Annotated in this window: 10 protein-coding genes; 1 reads left to right on the plus strand and 9 read right to left on the minus strand. The window is 50.2% G+C overall.

Annotated features, from left to right (window positions below; translation table 11 throughout):
• Nucleotides 1–50: 50 nt before the first annotated feature.
• From M1D70_RS24860 to M1D70_RS24875, 4 genes are all read right to left on the minus strand, one after another.
• Nucleotides 51–2777 carry a GH36-type glycosyl hydrolase domain-containing protein gene (locus M1D70_RS24860; RefSeq protein WP_456288250.1) on the minus strand — a complete coding sequence of 909 codons (2727 nt, stop codon included), beginning with the start codon at nucleotides 2775–2777 and terminating at the stop codon, nucleotides 51–53.
• Nucleotides 2778–2802: 25 nt separating this feature from the next.
• Entirely contained in the window at nucleotides 2803–3639 is an 837-nt protein-coding gene (locus M1D70_RS24865; protein ID WP_009595751.1) for a carbohydrate ABC transporter permease, read from the minus strand.
• A complete protein-coding gene (locus M1D70_RS24870; RefSeq protein WP_009595691.1) occupies nucleotides 3639–4532 on the minus strand; it encodes a carbohydrate ABC transporter permease in 894 nt (297 codons plus the stop codon). Before M1D70_RS24870 ends, M1D70_RS24865 begins: the two co-directional genes overlap by 1 nt.
• Before the next feature lie 104 nt (nucleotides 4533–4636).
• Nucleotides 4637–5977 (minus strand): ABC transporter substrate-binding protein, encoded by a 1341-nt coding sequence (locus M1D70_RS24875; protein WP_456288251.1) that lies wholly within the window; start codon nucleotides 5975–5977, stop codon nucleotides 4637–4639.
• Nucleotides 5978–6557: 580 nt separating this feature from the next.
• Between M1D70_RS24875 and M1D70_RS24880 the strand changes: the two genes are divergently transcribed.
• Complete coding sequence (locus M1D70_RS24880; RefSeq protein ID WP_009595772.1) at nucleotides 6558–7598, plus strand: LacI family DNA-binding transcriptional regulator; 1041 nt, start codon at nucleotides 6558–6560, stop codon at nucleotides 7596–7598.
• A 150-nt stretch (nucleotides 7599–7748) separates the two neighbouring features.
• On the opposite strand, the gene glnA is transcribed toward M1D70_RS24880, so the two are convergent.
• The 5 genes from glnA to M1D70_RS24905 form a co-directional block, all read right to left on the minus strand.
• Nucleotides 7749–9173 carry a type I glutamate--ammonia ligase gene (glnA, locus tag M1D70_RS24885; protein ID WP_009595727.1) on the minus strand — a complete coding sequence of 475 codons (1425 nt, stop codon included), beginning with the start codon at nucleotides 9171–9173 and terminating at the stop codon, nucleotides 7749–7751.
• Between the two features lie 297 nt (nucleotides 9174–9470).
• Nucleotides 9471–10526, minus strand: coding sequence for a 3-deoxy-7-phosphoheptulonate synthase (aroF, locus tag M1D70_RS24890; protein WP_213579613.1), 1056 nt, complete (start codon nucleotides 10524–10526; stop codon nucleotides 9471–9473).
• Between the two features lie 186 nt (nucleotides 10527–10712).
• Complete coding sequence (locus M1D70_RS24895) at nucleotides 10713–12503, minus strand: sensor histidine kinase (protein WP_009595739.1); 1791 nt, start codon at nucleotides 12501–12503, stop codon at nucleotides 10713–10715.
• Between the two features lie 38 nt (nucleotides 12504–12541).
• Nucleotides 12542–14116 carry a helix-turn-helix domain-containing protein gene (locus tag M1D70_RS24900; RefSeq protein ID WP_456290497.1) on the minus strand — a complete coding sequence of 525 codons (1575 nt, stop codon included), beginning with the start codon at nucleotides 14114–14116 and terminating at the stop codon, nucleotides 12542–12544.
• 78 nt (nucleotides 14117–14194) lie between these two features.
• Nucleotides 14195–15865 carry an extracellular solute-binding protein gene (locus tag M1D70_RS24905; RefSeq protein WP_456288252.1) on the minus strand — a complete coding sequence of 557 codons (1671 nt, stop codon included), beginning with the start codon at nucleotides 15863–15865 and terminating at the stop codon, nucleotides 14195–14197.
• Nucleotides 15866–15882 lie beyond the last annotated feature (17 nt).

A 15882-nucleotide genomic window follows, 5' to 3' on the forward strand; every position in this document is an offset into this window, starting at 1 on the left:
GCCCTGGCCGACTTGTCTGCCAGGGCTTCCGAAATTTTTATAAGTGCGAATCAGGCAAGCTCAACGTGAATCAAAGCCCGCTCGCTGCCGGTTAACGAAGACAGCATGCTGCGATCCAGCTCGACGGCCCCGGGTTTTTGACTGCGCAGCTGTATCTTTTCACCGTTCAGCATAACCGATTGAATCGCATAGCTTCCGTGATCCAACCGGTTTGGATTGCCATATACGATTTGAAGCTGTTTTCCGGCAAACCCGGTAGTGACCGTGGCATGACCGTCGGCATCGAATTGAGCAGACCTTAGTTTCGGTTCCAGGCGAAGATGTCCCCGGTTCCCTTTCACTCCAAACACCTCGGTCAGCATGGTGAGCAGCAGCCAGCTTGCCGACCCGGTAAGGTAGGGATACATCCCCCTTCCCTTCTCGTTAATGTACTCGGGAATGCCCGGATACATGCGGCTGCGTTCAAAATCCTGGCTCAGATCATAAATCGAACGCAATACCTCGTAGCCCTCTTGGACAAAACCTCTCTTATAAAGCGCATTGGCGTACATGACGCTCATATGGCTAAACATGGCCCCATTCTCTTTATGTCCGAACGCGAAGCCGAATGCCCGCCCCAGGTTTTGTTGGATCTCGCCAAAGTTCGAATTGAGGCGGTAACCGATGCTAGGGTCTTTTAAGTAACGGTCAACCGACTTCGTGATGTGCCCTATCTGTTCATCGTCCGCAATTCCGCCCATGACGGCAAAGACCTGGCCTGTTAGCGTCATGCGCACGCCCAGGGGATGATCGCCTTCCACGCGGGCGCCGTCATTATTGTAATACCCGTTAAACCAGGAGTACCCTTCTTGGCTCGTGATCCATTCGTTGCAGCGCAAATGCTGGACGAGCCAATCCGCCTTCAGCTTCAAATCCTGCACAACGTCCGCAACGCTGAATTTCCGTTTGTTTCCGGTCACGGACACCTTGACGGTCTCATAATAGCTATCCAGCAAATTCAGCTTGCCCTGCACATCCTCGTACGAGACGGGAGCCGTTACCGAATCGAGAAGCACCGCCATTTCCTCCGCTATTTCCAAATGCTCGACGCCTTCTGTATCCTGCCACGCCAGCAGCAGATCGCCAAGCTGCATCAAATTGCTGGCATAAAACGCCGTAAAGGCCACGCTCTCCCCTCTGCCCGGAGCGAGGTCCAGACCGTCGTTCCAGTCGGCTCCCTCGAGCTTGATGTTGTTGTGTTCGCCGACGTTAAAGAACGGCACCAGATTTTGAAGCAGCATATGCTCCAGGACCGTACCTTCGTACACCTCGCCGCTGGCGGTCAAGAGTCGATTCCCGTGCTCAGGCAGCCATCCGGCGTCCTTCTCCTGGCAGCGTTTCACGAATACGTCGCGGAAATAGATCTGCGGCTGCTTTAGAAAATCCATATCCCCGCTCTGATCGATATAAAGCAGCGTGGTCATGAAAGGCCAAGCGCCGTGATCCATCCATACGCGCGGAATGTTGTTCCGGTCAGCAACGAATTCGCCCGGCTTCGTGCCGATGATCGTAGCATTGCTTCCGTCAATCCGGACGCCCGCATAGTTATTGAGCAGCAGATATCGAACCTCGGCAGGCTCCATAATCATCAAGGCCAGGCAATCCTGCCACAGGTCGCGCCATCCGCGGCCACCTCGGCCGTAATCATGATATGGAAGAAAGGAATTCCCATATAAACGGCGCAGGATCGGCTGCAGGGTTACCCATTTCATCCATAGGTCCTGCTTCGGATCACCGGTCTGGAAGGATACCGTATTCAGTTTCTCATTCCAATAGGCTTCGTTCTGTGCAAACAGCTCATCAAACCGTTTCGCCGATAAATACGTTTCGGACAGCCTTTCGATGTCTGCGCGATCCTTCGCTATGACCATTGCCACAACATAGGCTTTGGATTCACCGGGCCGCAGCTCCGCCTCCGCGAACCGCAGGCCGCCAAGGGCCTCGTACCCTTCCATGGAGTCTCCAGCCTGCGCGTATGCCGGCTTATTGGCAATGACGGCCTCCGGCCAATCGAGAGCCCCGCCCTCCCCGATGTATTCCTCGAGCACCGGGAAATAACCGATTGGGGCTGAGCCGTCCCCCTCCGCACCCAGCACGCTGTAGGAAACGCGATTGATACGGTGGCCCCGCTCGTCAAACGAGAGCACGGGCTGCACTTCGACCCCTTCCCGATGGACATAAATGCGATGCAGCAGGGATGTCACATGACGATGGTCCCGCAGATCATCCGCCGAACGGCCATACAGCGGAACAGCCGCGGTAGGGGTCAGTTTAAGCGTCTGCTGGCCTACATTGGTCAGCGTTACTTTCATTAACTCGATCTGGTCATCGGTCACCGGCACGAAGCTGGTAACTTCCGTTTGCAGTCCGGCCTCCCCGTTCATCCGCTTCAGCTTGTGCCATAGGAACCCGGCTTCCAATTGGCCTTCTTCTTCCTGATGCATGAACCGGTTCGCATTCTGCTTCGCGGAGTTTCCGGATACGGACCATGCGCCATGCCCGTCGATGTGCACCCAAAAGTTGCGCGCGGACTTGGAATTATGAAGATCCTCCACAGATACCGGCGACATCAAAAACGTATTGTGGCTGCTGGTCATTTCGCCGTGAAGATTCGGCGTGATGGCCGACATCATGCCCGCCTCGTTGACCAAAGGAAAATATAAATAGTTATGACGTTCAGGATGACGCAGCGTAAAGACGCCCTGATCCCCCTCGAACTTCCATCCCGTTGATTTCATATCGCTTTTTCTTCCCCTCTATGCCTTAGGATTTGACGGCTCCCGCCAGGGCACCGTCCACCAGATACTTCTGTATGAACGTATACAGAATGATCAATGGTGCGGCAACGATCGTAATTCCGCATGCAAGCAGCGGCCAGTTGTTCCCGTACTGCCCTCTGAATTCTTTCAGGCCGAACGTAATGGGATAGTTGGACGGACTCGGCAGGTACATGATCGGCCCGACAAAATCGTTCCAGATTCCGATGGCGGTCAGAATGACGCCCGTTGCGATCACCGGCTTCATCAGCGGCAGAATGATTTGGAACAAGTAACGGATATAGCCGGAGCCATCCATGCCTGCCGCCTCATCCAAATCGCGGCTGATCGACTTGATGTAACCGACGAACATCATGAACACCACGCCCGTCCCCGTCGTTTTCAGCAGGATATAGCCGAGCTTGGTATCATACCCGAAGAACGAAACGCTTTCCTTGAAGGACAGCATCAATTTATACTGCGCAACCATCGGGTTCGGAAGGAACTGGGACAGCAAAAAGAACATGTAGATAAAGCCGCTCCACATCACATAACCGCGTGCGACCGGAAACGCCGCAAACAACGATACGATGATGGTCAGCACCGTCGCCGTCACCGTATAGATCAGGCTGTTCGCAAAATAACCCGCGAAATTTCCTTCAGACCATGCCTGGGAATAGTTGCCCCATTCGATGTTCTTCACGATTCCGATCGGGTTGAGCAAGTATTCGTTGAAGGATTTGAGCGATACATTGAAGACGAGCAGAAGCGGAACGACGTACAGAATCAGCAGCAAACCTATGACGGCATAAGAGAGGATTTGCGTGGTTTTGGAATTTCGCATCAATATTCCACCTCTCTCTTACGCGTCTGTCTGACGGCTACGACAACAAACAGGAGAATAATCAGGAACTGGATCACGGACAGTGCCGAAGGAAGGCCCATTTCCAAGCTTCCCCGGAACGTTTCCTTGTACACATCGTAAGCCATCGTCCTAGTATTGAAACGACCGTCCGTTGTCGCCAATATGATATCGAACGTCGACATGGCGCCGATAATGGATAACAGCATATTCACCGTGAAGGACGGAGCGATCAGGGGGAAGGTGATGTGGCGGAAAGACTGCCACTTGTTGGTGCCGTCAATATGACCCGCCTCGTATAAATCCTTCGGAACCGACTGGAGGCCAGCCAGAAAGATCAGCATGGAGTAGCCCATGTACATCCAGATCTGAACGAAAATAATATAACCGAACGCATGGGTAAAGCTGCCGAAGAACATGTCCTGATAGCCGAAAAGAGCGTCATAAAGGCGGTTGACCGGTCCGTTCAACGGATCGAACATCATGCCCCAGATCAGTGCAACCACGGCTACGCCGAGTACGACCGGCAGGAAGAATACCGCGCGGTAGAAGTAATCGCCTTTCAGCCGCTGGTTAATGATTACGGCGATAAACAGGGCGACCCCGTTTTGCACGATCGTCACGACGAACATGAAGATCAGGGTATTTACGATCGAGCGCCACCGCTCGCCCGAGTTCCCCGAGAAGAAAAGCTCCCGGTAATTATCAAGCCCGACGAATTGATAGGTGCTGCCCGGCAGGTTCTTCACATCGGTAAAGGAATAGATGACCGTCAGGATCGAAGGCCCGAAATAAAAAACGATGTATAACGCCATCGGTATCAATAGCAGCAACAATGGTATGAAGCGGTTAAACCCTTTTCCAAATGGATACATCTCTCTCACCTCGCAAATCCATTTCAATGCATGTCGGGGCCTGCTCACAGACCCCGATTACAGTATGGTTCTTTCTATACAAGTCTCTTTATAATAGAAGAAGTTTATTTCGGAGCGGCTGCTTCCCATTCTTTCTGCTGAATGTCAGCCAGCTCTTTTGCCGTTTTATATGGTCCGCCCGGTGCCAGGAATTCCGTGTGAACGCCTTCTGCGGCCAGATGCTCGCCGATATTCTGGCGGTTGATCATCATGATTTCGTACGCCAATTCAAACTCGCCGAGATAAGGAGTCAGTTCATTGTCAATGAAGTCGCTTTCCGTCTGAATGTTGTCCTGCGTCGGAATGAATCCGGCTGCCTTCACGAATGTCGTGTAATTTTCCGGCTCCGAGAAGAATTCAAGCCACTTCAGGGCTCCTTCTTTGTTCGGACCTTTCTCGGCCGCATACCATGTTACGTCATACTTGCCGACAAAGGAGGCGTTCTTCGCTGCATCCTCGGTGGCCGGAAGCGGGAAGTAACCGAATTTCAGCTCTGGATTAGCTGCCGCAACGGTAGGGGCATCCCAAGAGCCGTCAGCCAGCATCGCAGCTTTGCCTGTTGCAAAATAGGAAGGCGCCGTTGCATAATCGATCCCCATGAAGCCGTCGATCATGTAATTGTCTTGAAGCGTCTTCATTTTTTCCAAAACCTCGATGGCTTCTTCATCGTTATAAGCCGTCTCGCCTTTCCACACGCCCTCGATCCATTTCTGCTGGTCTCCGCCGCCCAGGATTTTGGCCTGCAGGGCGAACACTGGAAGTTTCAAAGGCCATACGTCTTTACCTGCTACAACAATCGGTGTGATGCCTTTGGCTTTCAAGTCATCGTTCAGCTTCATGAACTCCGACCACGTTTTCGGAACGCTTAAGCCGTTCTGCTCGAAGATTTCTTTGTTATAGAAGAGACCGGACATCGCAACCTTGCCTGTAGGAACGGCATATACTTTATCGTTATAAGTTCCGGCTTTTTCGATATCGTTTGCGTTATAATTCTTAATGAAGGCTTGGTCGGATAAATCCGCAATCAATCCGGTATCGATCCATTGCTGCCAATCGGGAACTTTAGCGCCCGGCGTCCATTCCTGCGGAGAGAGTCTCATTCCCGACAAATCGGCCAGGACGTCCACGTCATTGGCGGTGATTCTTGCTCTCTGCGCCTGCTTGTATTCGTCATCCGGACCCGTAGTGGTATACTCTACCGTATACTCGGGATACTTCTCTTCAAATTTCTTGTTGATCTCTTCAATCGCTTTATTGATGTTATCTTGTTTCCAGTGTAAAATTTTGATGACCTTTTTATCGCCTTTGGCAGGTGCGCCATGATCGGCTGAATCGCTGCTCCCGCAAGCTGCCAGCGAGAAGGTTAGAGCGCCAGCCAAAAGTAATGCTGATAACTTCTTAATCATTTGTTCGTTACCCCCTGAAATTAAATTGCACTTCATTATGAAACCGGATTCATGTTTCCGCTTTTTGTTGGCCTGTACAATCTTGATGCTACGAAACTATAATTATTAATTTTCGTAATTGAGCGAATTATACCGAAAGCGGTTTCGTAAGGCCTATTATTACGCATAATATTTTGTTTGTCAAAGCTTTTTTTATCGTTCCCGATACTTTTCTCTCACCGAACAGAGACAATCCTTTTTTCTTACTCTGACAAGCCTTATGCCTGTTCTCTTTCATTGACTTACCTCGCTAAAGCAGATACACTGAGTTACGAAACTGTTTCGAACCCGTGTGGTATAACATGGCAGACCGATGGTAAACCTTGGCTTGGATAAGCCCTTATGCATAGGTGAACCGTCATCATTTCATTGGATCATGGGAAATTTGTTCAAAACACACTCTTTAGTTAGACAGAAAACACGTATCTCATAACTTTTCTGTCCCTAAACATTACGCATAAAGGAAATTCATGATAAACAATTAGCGAAAATTAACGAAAATAATGAAATGACATTATAAACAGAATAAGGGGCGTTTCGCATGGCGTTAAACATCAAAACAATCGCTAAAATGGCAGGGGTCTCCGTATCGACCGTCTCCAAAATTATCAACAACTACAGTGATGTATCCGATGAGACCAAAGCTCGCGTGTTGGAAATTATGAGAGAAACCGGATATACTCCTTCCAATTCCGCAAAAACGTTAGCAACCAAAAAATCCAATCTAATCGGCGTCATCTTTGCGGGAAAGCTGAACGTTGATTTTACCCACCCGTTTTTTGTTGAGGTGCTGAATTCTTTTAAGAAGCAGATGGGCGTTCTCGGCTACGATCTGCTGTTTTTTTCGAACGAGAAATTCCAGGGGGAGGATGCCGACTATCTCGGACGGTGCCGCCATTATCAGGTTGACGGCTGCGTCATTATATCCGGCGAGGAAATCGAGCCCTCGATTAAGGAGCTGGATGAGAGCGATATTCCCTGCATCGGGGTCGATATTGAGCTGTTCGGCGAAATGTCGGGTCATATCATGTCCGACAATTACAAGATGTCCTCGAAGGTCGTGGAGCATTTCTATCTCCAGGGCTTCCGGGACTTGGGCTTCATTGGCGGCAGCAAGGAGTCCGAAATCTCCAACATGCGAGAGGCGGGTTATCGCAACGCCATGGAAAGCTTCGGCCTTCCGGCCCGTGCGGAGTGGTTCCTGAACGGCGATGATTTCTATGAGGCCAGCGGATATAAAGCCATGACACGGCTGATTAAGGCCGGATCCCTGCCCCGAGCCATTTTTGCAGCCTCGGATCAGATTGCTATCGGCGCCATCCAAGCGCTTCAAGAACATGGTCTGAATGTCCCTGACGACATGTCGATCATCGGCTGCGACGATATCGAGGCTTGCAAGTACACAACGCCTAAACTAACGACGATTCGGCAAAACAAAGAGAAAATCGGCCGCTTGGCGGCACTCATGCTCTACGACCTCATCCATAAACAGTCCCCCGTCAGTTCCTTTGTCGTCGAGCCCGAACTCATCGTCCGCGAATCTTGCGGGAGCAACACGCATCACTACGGGTATTTCGGATAAACATCCGGGCAAAGGGGCAGCCAGGGCGTTAGGCTCTTAATGAGCCCCTTGCCTTTCAGAGCCATCTTAGGATTGGTTCCAGTCACGAGTGTATACCACCAAAAAAGAGCCTGGGGCATGATGCCCCAGGCTCTTTTATAATCCTGTTTATTAGATATCGTAGTACAGGGAGTACTCGTGCGGATGAACGCGGATGTTAACCGCTTTGGCTTCGGCACGCTTGAAGTCGATGAAGTTCTCGAGGAATTCTTGCGTGAATACGCCGCCCTCTGTCAAGAACTCATAGTCTGCTTGAAGTGCATCCAATGCCTCGTCCAGGGAACCCGGTACGCTGCGGATTTCCTTCTTCTCGGCGTCGGACAATTCGTAAATGTTTTTATCGAATGGCCCGTAACCGAGTGCGGTAGGATCGATTTTACGTTTGATCCCGTCCAGACCGGCCATCAGCATAGCAGAGAATGCAAGGTAAGGGTTCGCTGTGGAGTCCGGTGTGCGGAACTCGATGCGGCAGCCTTTAGGCGTTACGGCAGCAACCGGAATCCGTACTGCGGCAGAACGGTTGCCCTTGGAGAATACGAGGTTAACCGGTGCTTCATAGCCTGGTACCAGACGCTTGAAGGAGTTGGTGCTCGGATTCGTCAAAGCGATCAAGGCAGGCGCATGGTACAGAATACCGCCGATATAGTGCAGCGCCGTTTCGCTCAGGTTCGCATAAGCGCCTTTTTCGTAGAACAGCGGAGTGTCGCCGTCGAAAATGGATTGGTGAACGTGCATGCCGCTACCGTTATCCCCGAACAATGGCTTCGGCATGAACGTAGCCGTTTTGCCGTATTGGCGGGCTGTGTTATGCACAATATATTTATAGATCAACAAATTGTCAGCTGTTTTCTTCAATGTATCGAAACGGAAATTGATTTCGGCCTGGCCGGCAGTTGCCACCTCATGGTGATGACGCTCAACGCGAAGACCTGCTTCGTCGAGGAGACGGCACATTTCGCTGCGGATATCCTGTTGAGTATCCACTGGCGCTACAGGAACATATCCGCCCTTAACCCCTACTTTGAATCCCAAGTTGCCGCCTTCTTCCTTGCGGTTCGTATTCCACTGGGCTTCCTCGGAGTCTACGAAGTAGCTGGAGCTGTTCATGGAGCTTTCATAGCGGACTTCATCGAACAGAAAGAATTCGGATTCCGGTGCGAAGAAGGCTGCTGTTCCGATGCCGGCTTCTTGAAGGTATTGCTCGGCACGAGCCGCGATTCCACGCGGGTCACGCTCATAAGCATCGCCTTCCGGAGTATAGATATTGCTCATAATGTTAAGTGTAGGGTGTGCAGTAAACGGATCAATATAGCAAGACTCCGGATCAGGCATCATGACCATATCCGATTCTTCAATGCCGCGGAATCCTGGAATAGAAGATCCATCAAACGCTACCCCGTTCACGAAAGTTTCTTCGTCTACTTCTGAAGCCGGCAAGCTAATGTGATGCACCCGTCCCGACAAGTCTACAAAACGAAAATCGACCCACTCAATATTGTTCTCTTTAATGGTTTGCAATACTTTCTCTACCGACATGTCTCTTCCTCCCAATTTCCGAACATTAAGACTTAAACTGCTTAACAATGTTCATAATCTTTCGATTTCTTTTCGTCATTATATGCCGGGAGATAACCTGACGTCAATACCTATGTAAGGTATTTTTTAAAATGGTGTCATGTTATATGACATGGAAAACCAATTTAAGTAAATGCAGCAAAAAGACACCTGCGGTTAGGATGCAGGTGTCTTCTACTATAAAATAGGGGATGGCGAAGCCATTCATTGTGTTCTTACCGCTATGCTCTAATATATCATTAAAGCATGTAACACGTGTTATACGCGCGCGAATTCAGAAGCAGGCGCTTTGGCCGTAGCAAAGCTCTTCCCTACCAATGGAGCCAGCTTCTCCAAGTCTTTAAGCAGTGCGGCGAATTGGTCCGGGAACAGGGATTGGACCCCGTCGCCTGTCATCGAGTTGTCCGGATCCGTATGCATTTCAATGATAAGACCGTCGGCTCCGGCCGCGACGGATGCCTTGGACATCGGTTCGACCAGCTCGCGCCGGCCCGTTCCGTGACTCGGGTCCGAGATGACCGGAAGGTGACTCAATCCTTGCAAAACAGGAATGGCAGATAAATCCAGCGTATTGCGGGTATAAGTTTCGAATGTTCGGATTCCGCGTTCGCAGAGCATGACATTCGGATTGCCGCCGGCCAGGATGTATTCCGCTGCGTTCAGGAATTCGTCATAGGTTGCACTGAAGCCTCTTTTCAGCAAAACCGGTTTGCCGCAGGTGCCAAGTTTCCGAAGCAGATCGAAATTTTGCATGTTGCGGGTGCCCACTTGCAGAATATCGGCATACTCCGCGCAGATATCGACGTATTCGGGCGTCATCACCTCGGTAATGGTCAACAGGCCATGCTTTTGCCCGGCTTCCGCCATCATGATCAGACCTTCGACGCCAACGCCCTGGAAGCTGTATGGCCCCGTACGAGGCTTAAATGCGCCTCCTCTTAGCACTTGTCCGCCTGCTGCTTTCACCAGCTGCGCAATTTCATCAATCTGCTGCGCGGATTCAACGGCACATGGACCGCCCATGACAACCAGATTGCCTCCGCCAATCTTTGTTCCCTTAATATCGATCACCGTATCATCCGGATGGAAATCACGGCTGGCAAGCTTGTAGGACTTGGAGATCTTAACTACATTCTCTACGCCCTTCATTTGGCGAAGATGCTCCGCAAGCTTCGGGTTCACGCTGCCGATCAGGCCGATCACCGTGCGGTCCGCCCCCTTCGATACGTGAGCCTGGAGCCCTTCCTTCTCAATTTCGGTAACGATATGCTGAACTTGTTCCTCTGATATTTGATTGGATGTAATGACGATCATAAATAAACCTTCTTTCTGAATGAATTCCAATTTCGATGCTGATTTCAATCCATGGATAGTCACTTTCGCACTTGTTCGCTTTTAAGCTTTTATGCTTTTAATCGATAAAGTAAATATACAGAAAAAATCTCCCCTCGTCAAGCCCATTCTTCATGGCTATCACGATCGGGAGATATTCCTTGCCTGTTACATCAGCGTTTTGTTGCGTCCTTCCGCTACGGTTCGCTTCACCAGCGGTATGACAATTCTTACCGTTGTCCCGATGCCGGCGCGGCTGAATAACGTGACTCCATACTCGCTGCCGTAGTGAAGCTTGATCCGTTGATCTACGTTTCGTATGCCGTAACCCGCATTGGTCAGATCCTGTCCCCCTGTATTATCCAGCACGCGGCCGGGCGGGAAACCGACGCCATTATCGATGATTTTGAATTCCAGAGCGTCTTCCAGCAATCTGGCCGTAATCCGGATATGAATATAGTCTCCGGTCCACGCATGCTCGAGCACATTCTCGATAAACGGCTGCAAAATCAATTTCACGGTTTCATACCGGACCACCTCGGGCTCAAAATCATAAGTAACCTGCATCCGGTCGTCGTATTTAATCTTTTGAATGTCCACGTACGCTTGGGCCTGTTCCAATTCATTCTTCACGGATATGATGTTCCGGCCGTCGTTGAGCGACAAACGATAAAACTTCGCCAGGTCCATTACCATGCGCTGCAGCTTATCCAGCATCCCGAACCGCGCGAGGCGGCTGATGGAGGATAGGGTATTGTATAAGAAATGCGGATTAATCTGCGCGTGCAGCGATTCCAGCTCCGCTTCCTTTTTCTGCAGGTCGGCCAGATACACCTCATTGATCAGCTTGCCGATGTTGCTGCCCATATCGTTCAACGCAGAGGAAATATGCGTAAATTCATCATTCCCCTTAAAGGATACCCGTTTATGGAATTCGCCTTCCTGGAACGAGTCCAGCACGGATACGATTTTGGACACCCGGCGGCTGAAATATCTGGACACCACGATGCTGACCACGAAGAAGATACCGATGCAGATCAGACAGATCAGATAGGTTAGATTACGTATTTTGACCGTGTCTTTTTCCACGATTTGAGCAGGCACGACGGCAATCAAATCCCAGCCGAGCTGGGGAATGGGCTTCCGAATCAGAAGGTCCCCGTTCTTGCGAAGTTCCTTCTCCTTGAAAACGTTTGTGGATTTTCCCCCTGATGAAAGAACGACCCGGCCCTGTGCATCCGATAAATACAATGCAGTCCCGTCACCGATCTTCTTGTAATCCATGCTTTCAAACAGGTCCGTCATACTGACGTTCATCCGCATGAACCCGATTTCCTGCGGTTTGATGGTCGAGCTGATATCCACCAGCCGCCGCAGCAAGGATATGCGCCCGTTGCTCACATCGTCCTCAATCTGCTTCCACTGCAGGGTTACGCCGTAATTCTCTTCCTTCGGATATAATTTATACCAGGACCGGTCCTCCAGCCTGTCATATTGATAAATATCAAACAGACGTTTGTTGGAGTCCAGCGGGTCTGTATACGTATAACTGTCATAGATCTCCCTAAGGTCGTCGTTGCGCAGGTAGATCGATAACCAGATCCTTCGGTTCGCCGTGCTTACCGCGGTCTCCAGCTTCGGAATCAGCACGTTGATCGTGGTGTCATAGCTTATCCAAGCGCTTTCGGTAAAACGCAGACGGCTGTTAAAGGTCGTATCAAAATAAAGCATATCCGATATCCGGATCATGTCCTCCATCTTATACGATATGTTCTCGCTCATCTGATGAAGCGTGCCCTGAATGTTGTTATACGTCTGCTCTCGGGTGGACTTCACGAAGACCTGATTCGCTATCTGACCGACAAGCAGCACCGGTATAATGATAAATACGCAGTACGAAAACATTAACTTGTATCCGAAAGGTATCTTGACCCGTATTCGTTCGAATTTCCCCGCCATAGCCTGTTTGACCCCATATCTAATCTGAATTTTGCAAGTTACGAGTGCTTGCGCCGGTATTCCAGAGGCGTCATTCCATACATTTCCTTAAACTGCCTGCTGAAATAAGGCAGATATTGATAACCTGTCTGTGATGCAATTTCATATATTTTGAGCTTGGTCGTCTTGAGGAGATCCCTGGCGCGCTCCATGCGGAGCTTGATCACATAATCGCTAAAGTTGTGCCCGGTTTCTTCCTTGAAGAGCACCCCGAGATAATTCGGTGAAAAAGAAAACCGGTTCGCCATATCCCGCAGCGTAATATTCTCGTGCATGCGTGCCTGGATATTCTCTATAATCTCTTCGACCAGCCTGCCATTCTTGGTTGATTTGCGGTTCTTGAGCATTTCCGAAATTTCCATTGCCTTCATGCGAAGCCATGAGAAAATATCATCCATCGTTTCGAATTGAAGCAGAATATCCAGGTTTTTGAGCTCCAGTCCAGCCATACGATATAACTCTTCGTTCATCGCTTGCAGATGTCCTTCCAGCTTCACCATGATATACACGGCCAAATTGCGTATGGTGAACTTGGATCGGATGCTGGATGCCAGCAGTTGAATCGCTTCCAGTTCATCATAGATACGAACGATATCATACTCCGTCATGGCTGTAAATAAAGCATCCAGACGGATGTCGAGGCTTTTTACGTCTTCCCGGTCCTCTGTCGGCACCTCGCTGTACAGGATCCATTTGCCCTTGCCCCGGAACATCTTATAATCCAGCGCGTCCAAAGCCTCCATGTACGACGTGTGAAGCTGCTCCAGCTGATGGACGGCCCTGCCTTCCCCGACCGTCATCGAATAGTTATATTCCCGTTTTAATTCCTCAAGCAGGGCTTGAATCTCTTCCTTGCCCCGGCCCCCGTTAAGGAGTACAGCCGTTCGCTGATCGGTTACCTTGCATATATATTCAAAGCCGCGCTGTTCAAGCAGTTTATGCAGTCTCGTGAAATACTCCTCTATGGCACTCAGCTTTTCCTCGGAATCGAGCGAGCCGGTTCGCCAGGTGCTCACATTGTCAAGCTCCAGCAGAATGACGCAGACCGGCCAGTGAAGCTCTGTCAGCCGGTACTCCCGCTTGATAATATCCAGGATGGCTCCGTCATAGGGCCGCTGAAGGATTTGCAGGAGATACTGATTTTTGAGGATGGGGATCATCTGCTGGTAAGCTTCCTCCGTCTCCTTGCGTTCATGTAGGCGATCCAGTTCCATCCTCACCTTCGTTAATGCATCGATCAGCTCCTGGTCCTCCATCGGCTTTAACACATAACTGCATGCGTTCAATGCAATCGCTTGTTTTACGTAACCAAAGTCCTGGTAACCGCTTACGAAGATAATCCGGAGTTCCTCCTGCAGTTTCAGTGCCCGCTGAGCAAGCTCAAGCCCGGTCATATTCGGCATGCGTACATCGGTAACGAGGATGTCGACCTTCTCTCTTTCGAGCACCTCGCAAGCAGCGAAGCCGTTATTGACCGAATCGATCACTTTCATTCCGAGATCTTCCCATGGAATAAAGCTTTTCATGCCCTCTAGGTCCAGTATTTCGTCGTCTGCCAGCAGCACTTTATACACGGGTATCATCTCCCCCATAAATTCCGATAAGGGTATACTGCATAAGCAGCATACCCTTCTTGGTTTAAGCAAAAATTATTATTGGCCTTTCATTTTCGTAACGTTTTCTTGCCATTTCGTTGTTTTGAATGCAAGCAGCTTATCGTATCCTGCAGATTGAGCATCGGCCTCAGCCTTGTCGAGGATTGCCAATACTTCGGCATCATCCTTCGCGTACAGGGCTTTCGCTCTGGATTCCGTAAAGATATCTTCTACGCGTTGACGGATAATTCCTTCCTCGCTGTCCGGAGCCGGATCGAGGTTAATGTACTCCGTAGCATTGGCTTGAGTTTTCCAAGTGATTTCATATTGCCAGCGAGTGGACCAGTTGCGCTGCTCTTCCGGCAACGTGCTCTCGTATTTCGCTTTCGCTGTATCAACAAACACGGTGTTACCATTCCAGTGAAGATTCGTTGTGATGGCTTGCAACTTGCCGAGACCGGCAGCATCCGTTACATATTTCTCGGTGAACTTCGGTGTTACGCCATCCTCTTCAAATCCGTCCCAATATCCTCCTGGAGGCCCCCACATGAGAACGCTTTGGCCTTCAGGACCTGTGTACCAATCCAAGAATGCGAAAATCGCTTCGGGATCTTTAGCGGATTTCGTAATTACGCTTACGTTCCAACCCAATTGCGTATAAGTACCAGGGAAGATCTTGTTCTTGTCCAGACCTTCCTTGTGAATCGGCCAGATCATGAAGTAACCGGCTTCCGGATCCTTCGCCGTCAATTCAGCGTGGGCATTCATTGCATTTTCCGTCGGGCTCGAAGCGGCATACACAGCAACGCGTCCCGTGTTCACTTTTTCTTTTACTTGGTCAGCCGTTTGGGTCATGGCATCCTGAGAAATCAATTTCTCGCGGAACAGCTTCGCGGAATACTGCATCGACTCGCGGAAAATCGGATCCGTAAAGATCGAAGTCAGCTTATCACCGTTAGGCACACCGCGGATGCTGATCCAACGAGTCAGAGCGTTTTCTGCAAATGCAGAGTACAGCACCTCGATACCTTGACCTTGTACGTGCGGCTCATAAGGAACCACTTGATCGCCGTATTTCGCTTTGACGGCTTTCAGGTATTCATACAGATCATCCGTCGTTTCCAGCTTAGGCTCGCCAAGCTCTTTGTAAATCTTCTTGTTTACAACATAACCTGCATTACCGTTCGGTTGGTTCGTATACCAGTTCGGGAACTGATACAGCTTGCCGTCCGGAGAGCGAAGCATGTTCAGACCTTCGTCGCCCATCCACTCTTTCAGGTTAGGATATTTATCAAGATATTCATCGAAAGGTACGAGCATATCGGCTTGACGCAGCTTCTCTACGTCCGGACCACGGTCCATCCACATCACATCCGGAAGCTCCGTGGATGCGATCATGGTATTGAATTTTTGCTGTGCGTTACCTTGCGAATGGATCGCGTTGACGGTTACCTTCTTGTTCTCTTTAATCCATTTCGAAGATTCGTCTTGTCCCCATGGCGGCATGGTGTACTCGTTATAATGGCCGTAGAAACTGAACTCAAGCGGTGTTTCGCCAAGCACAAACTTGTCGGATGCCTCCGTTGGAGGCGTGCTGGTTCCGTTTTCGCCTGCAGGCGCCGGATCAGCAGTCTTGGTTCCACCGCCGCCGCCGCATGCAGAAAGCATCAGCGCTGCCGCAAGCAAAGCTGTCATGGACGTGGCCAGCGATTTCTTTCTCAACCTCATTCTCTAATTTCCCCTTT

Source organism: Paenibacillus sp. AK002 (assembly GCF_053903045.1).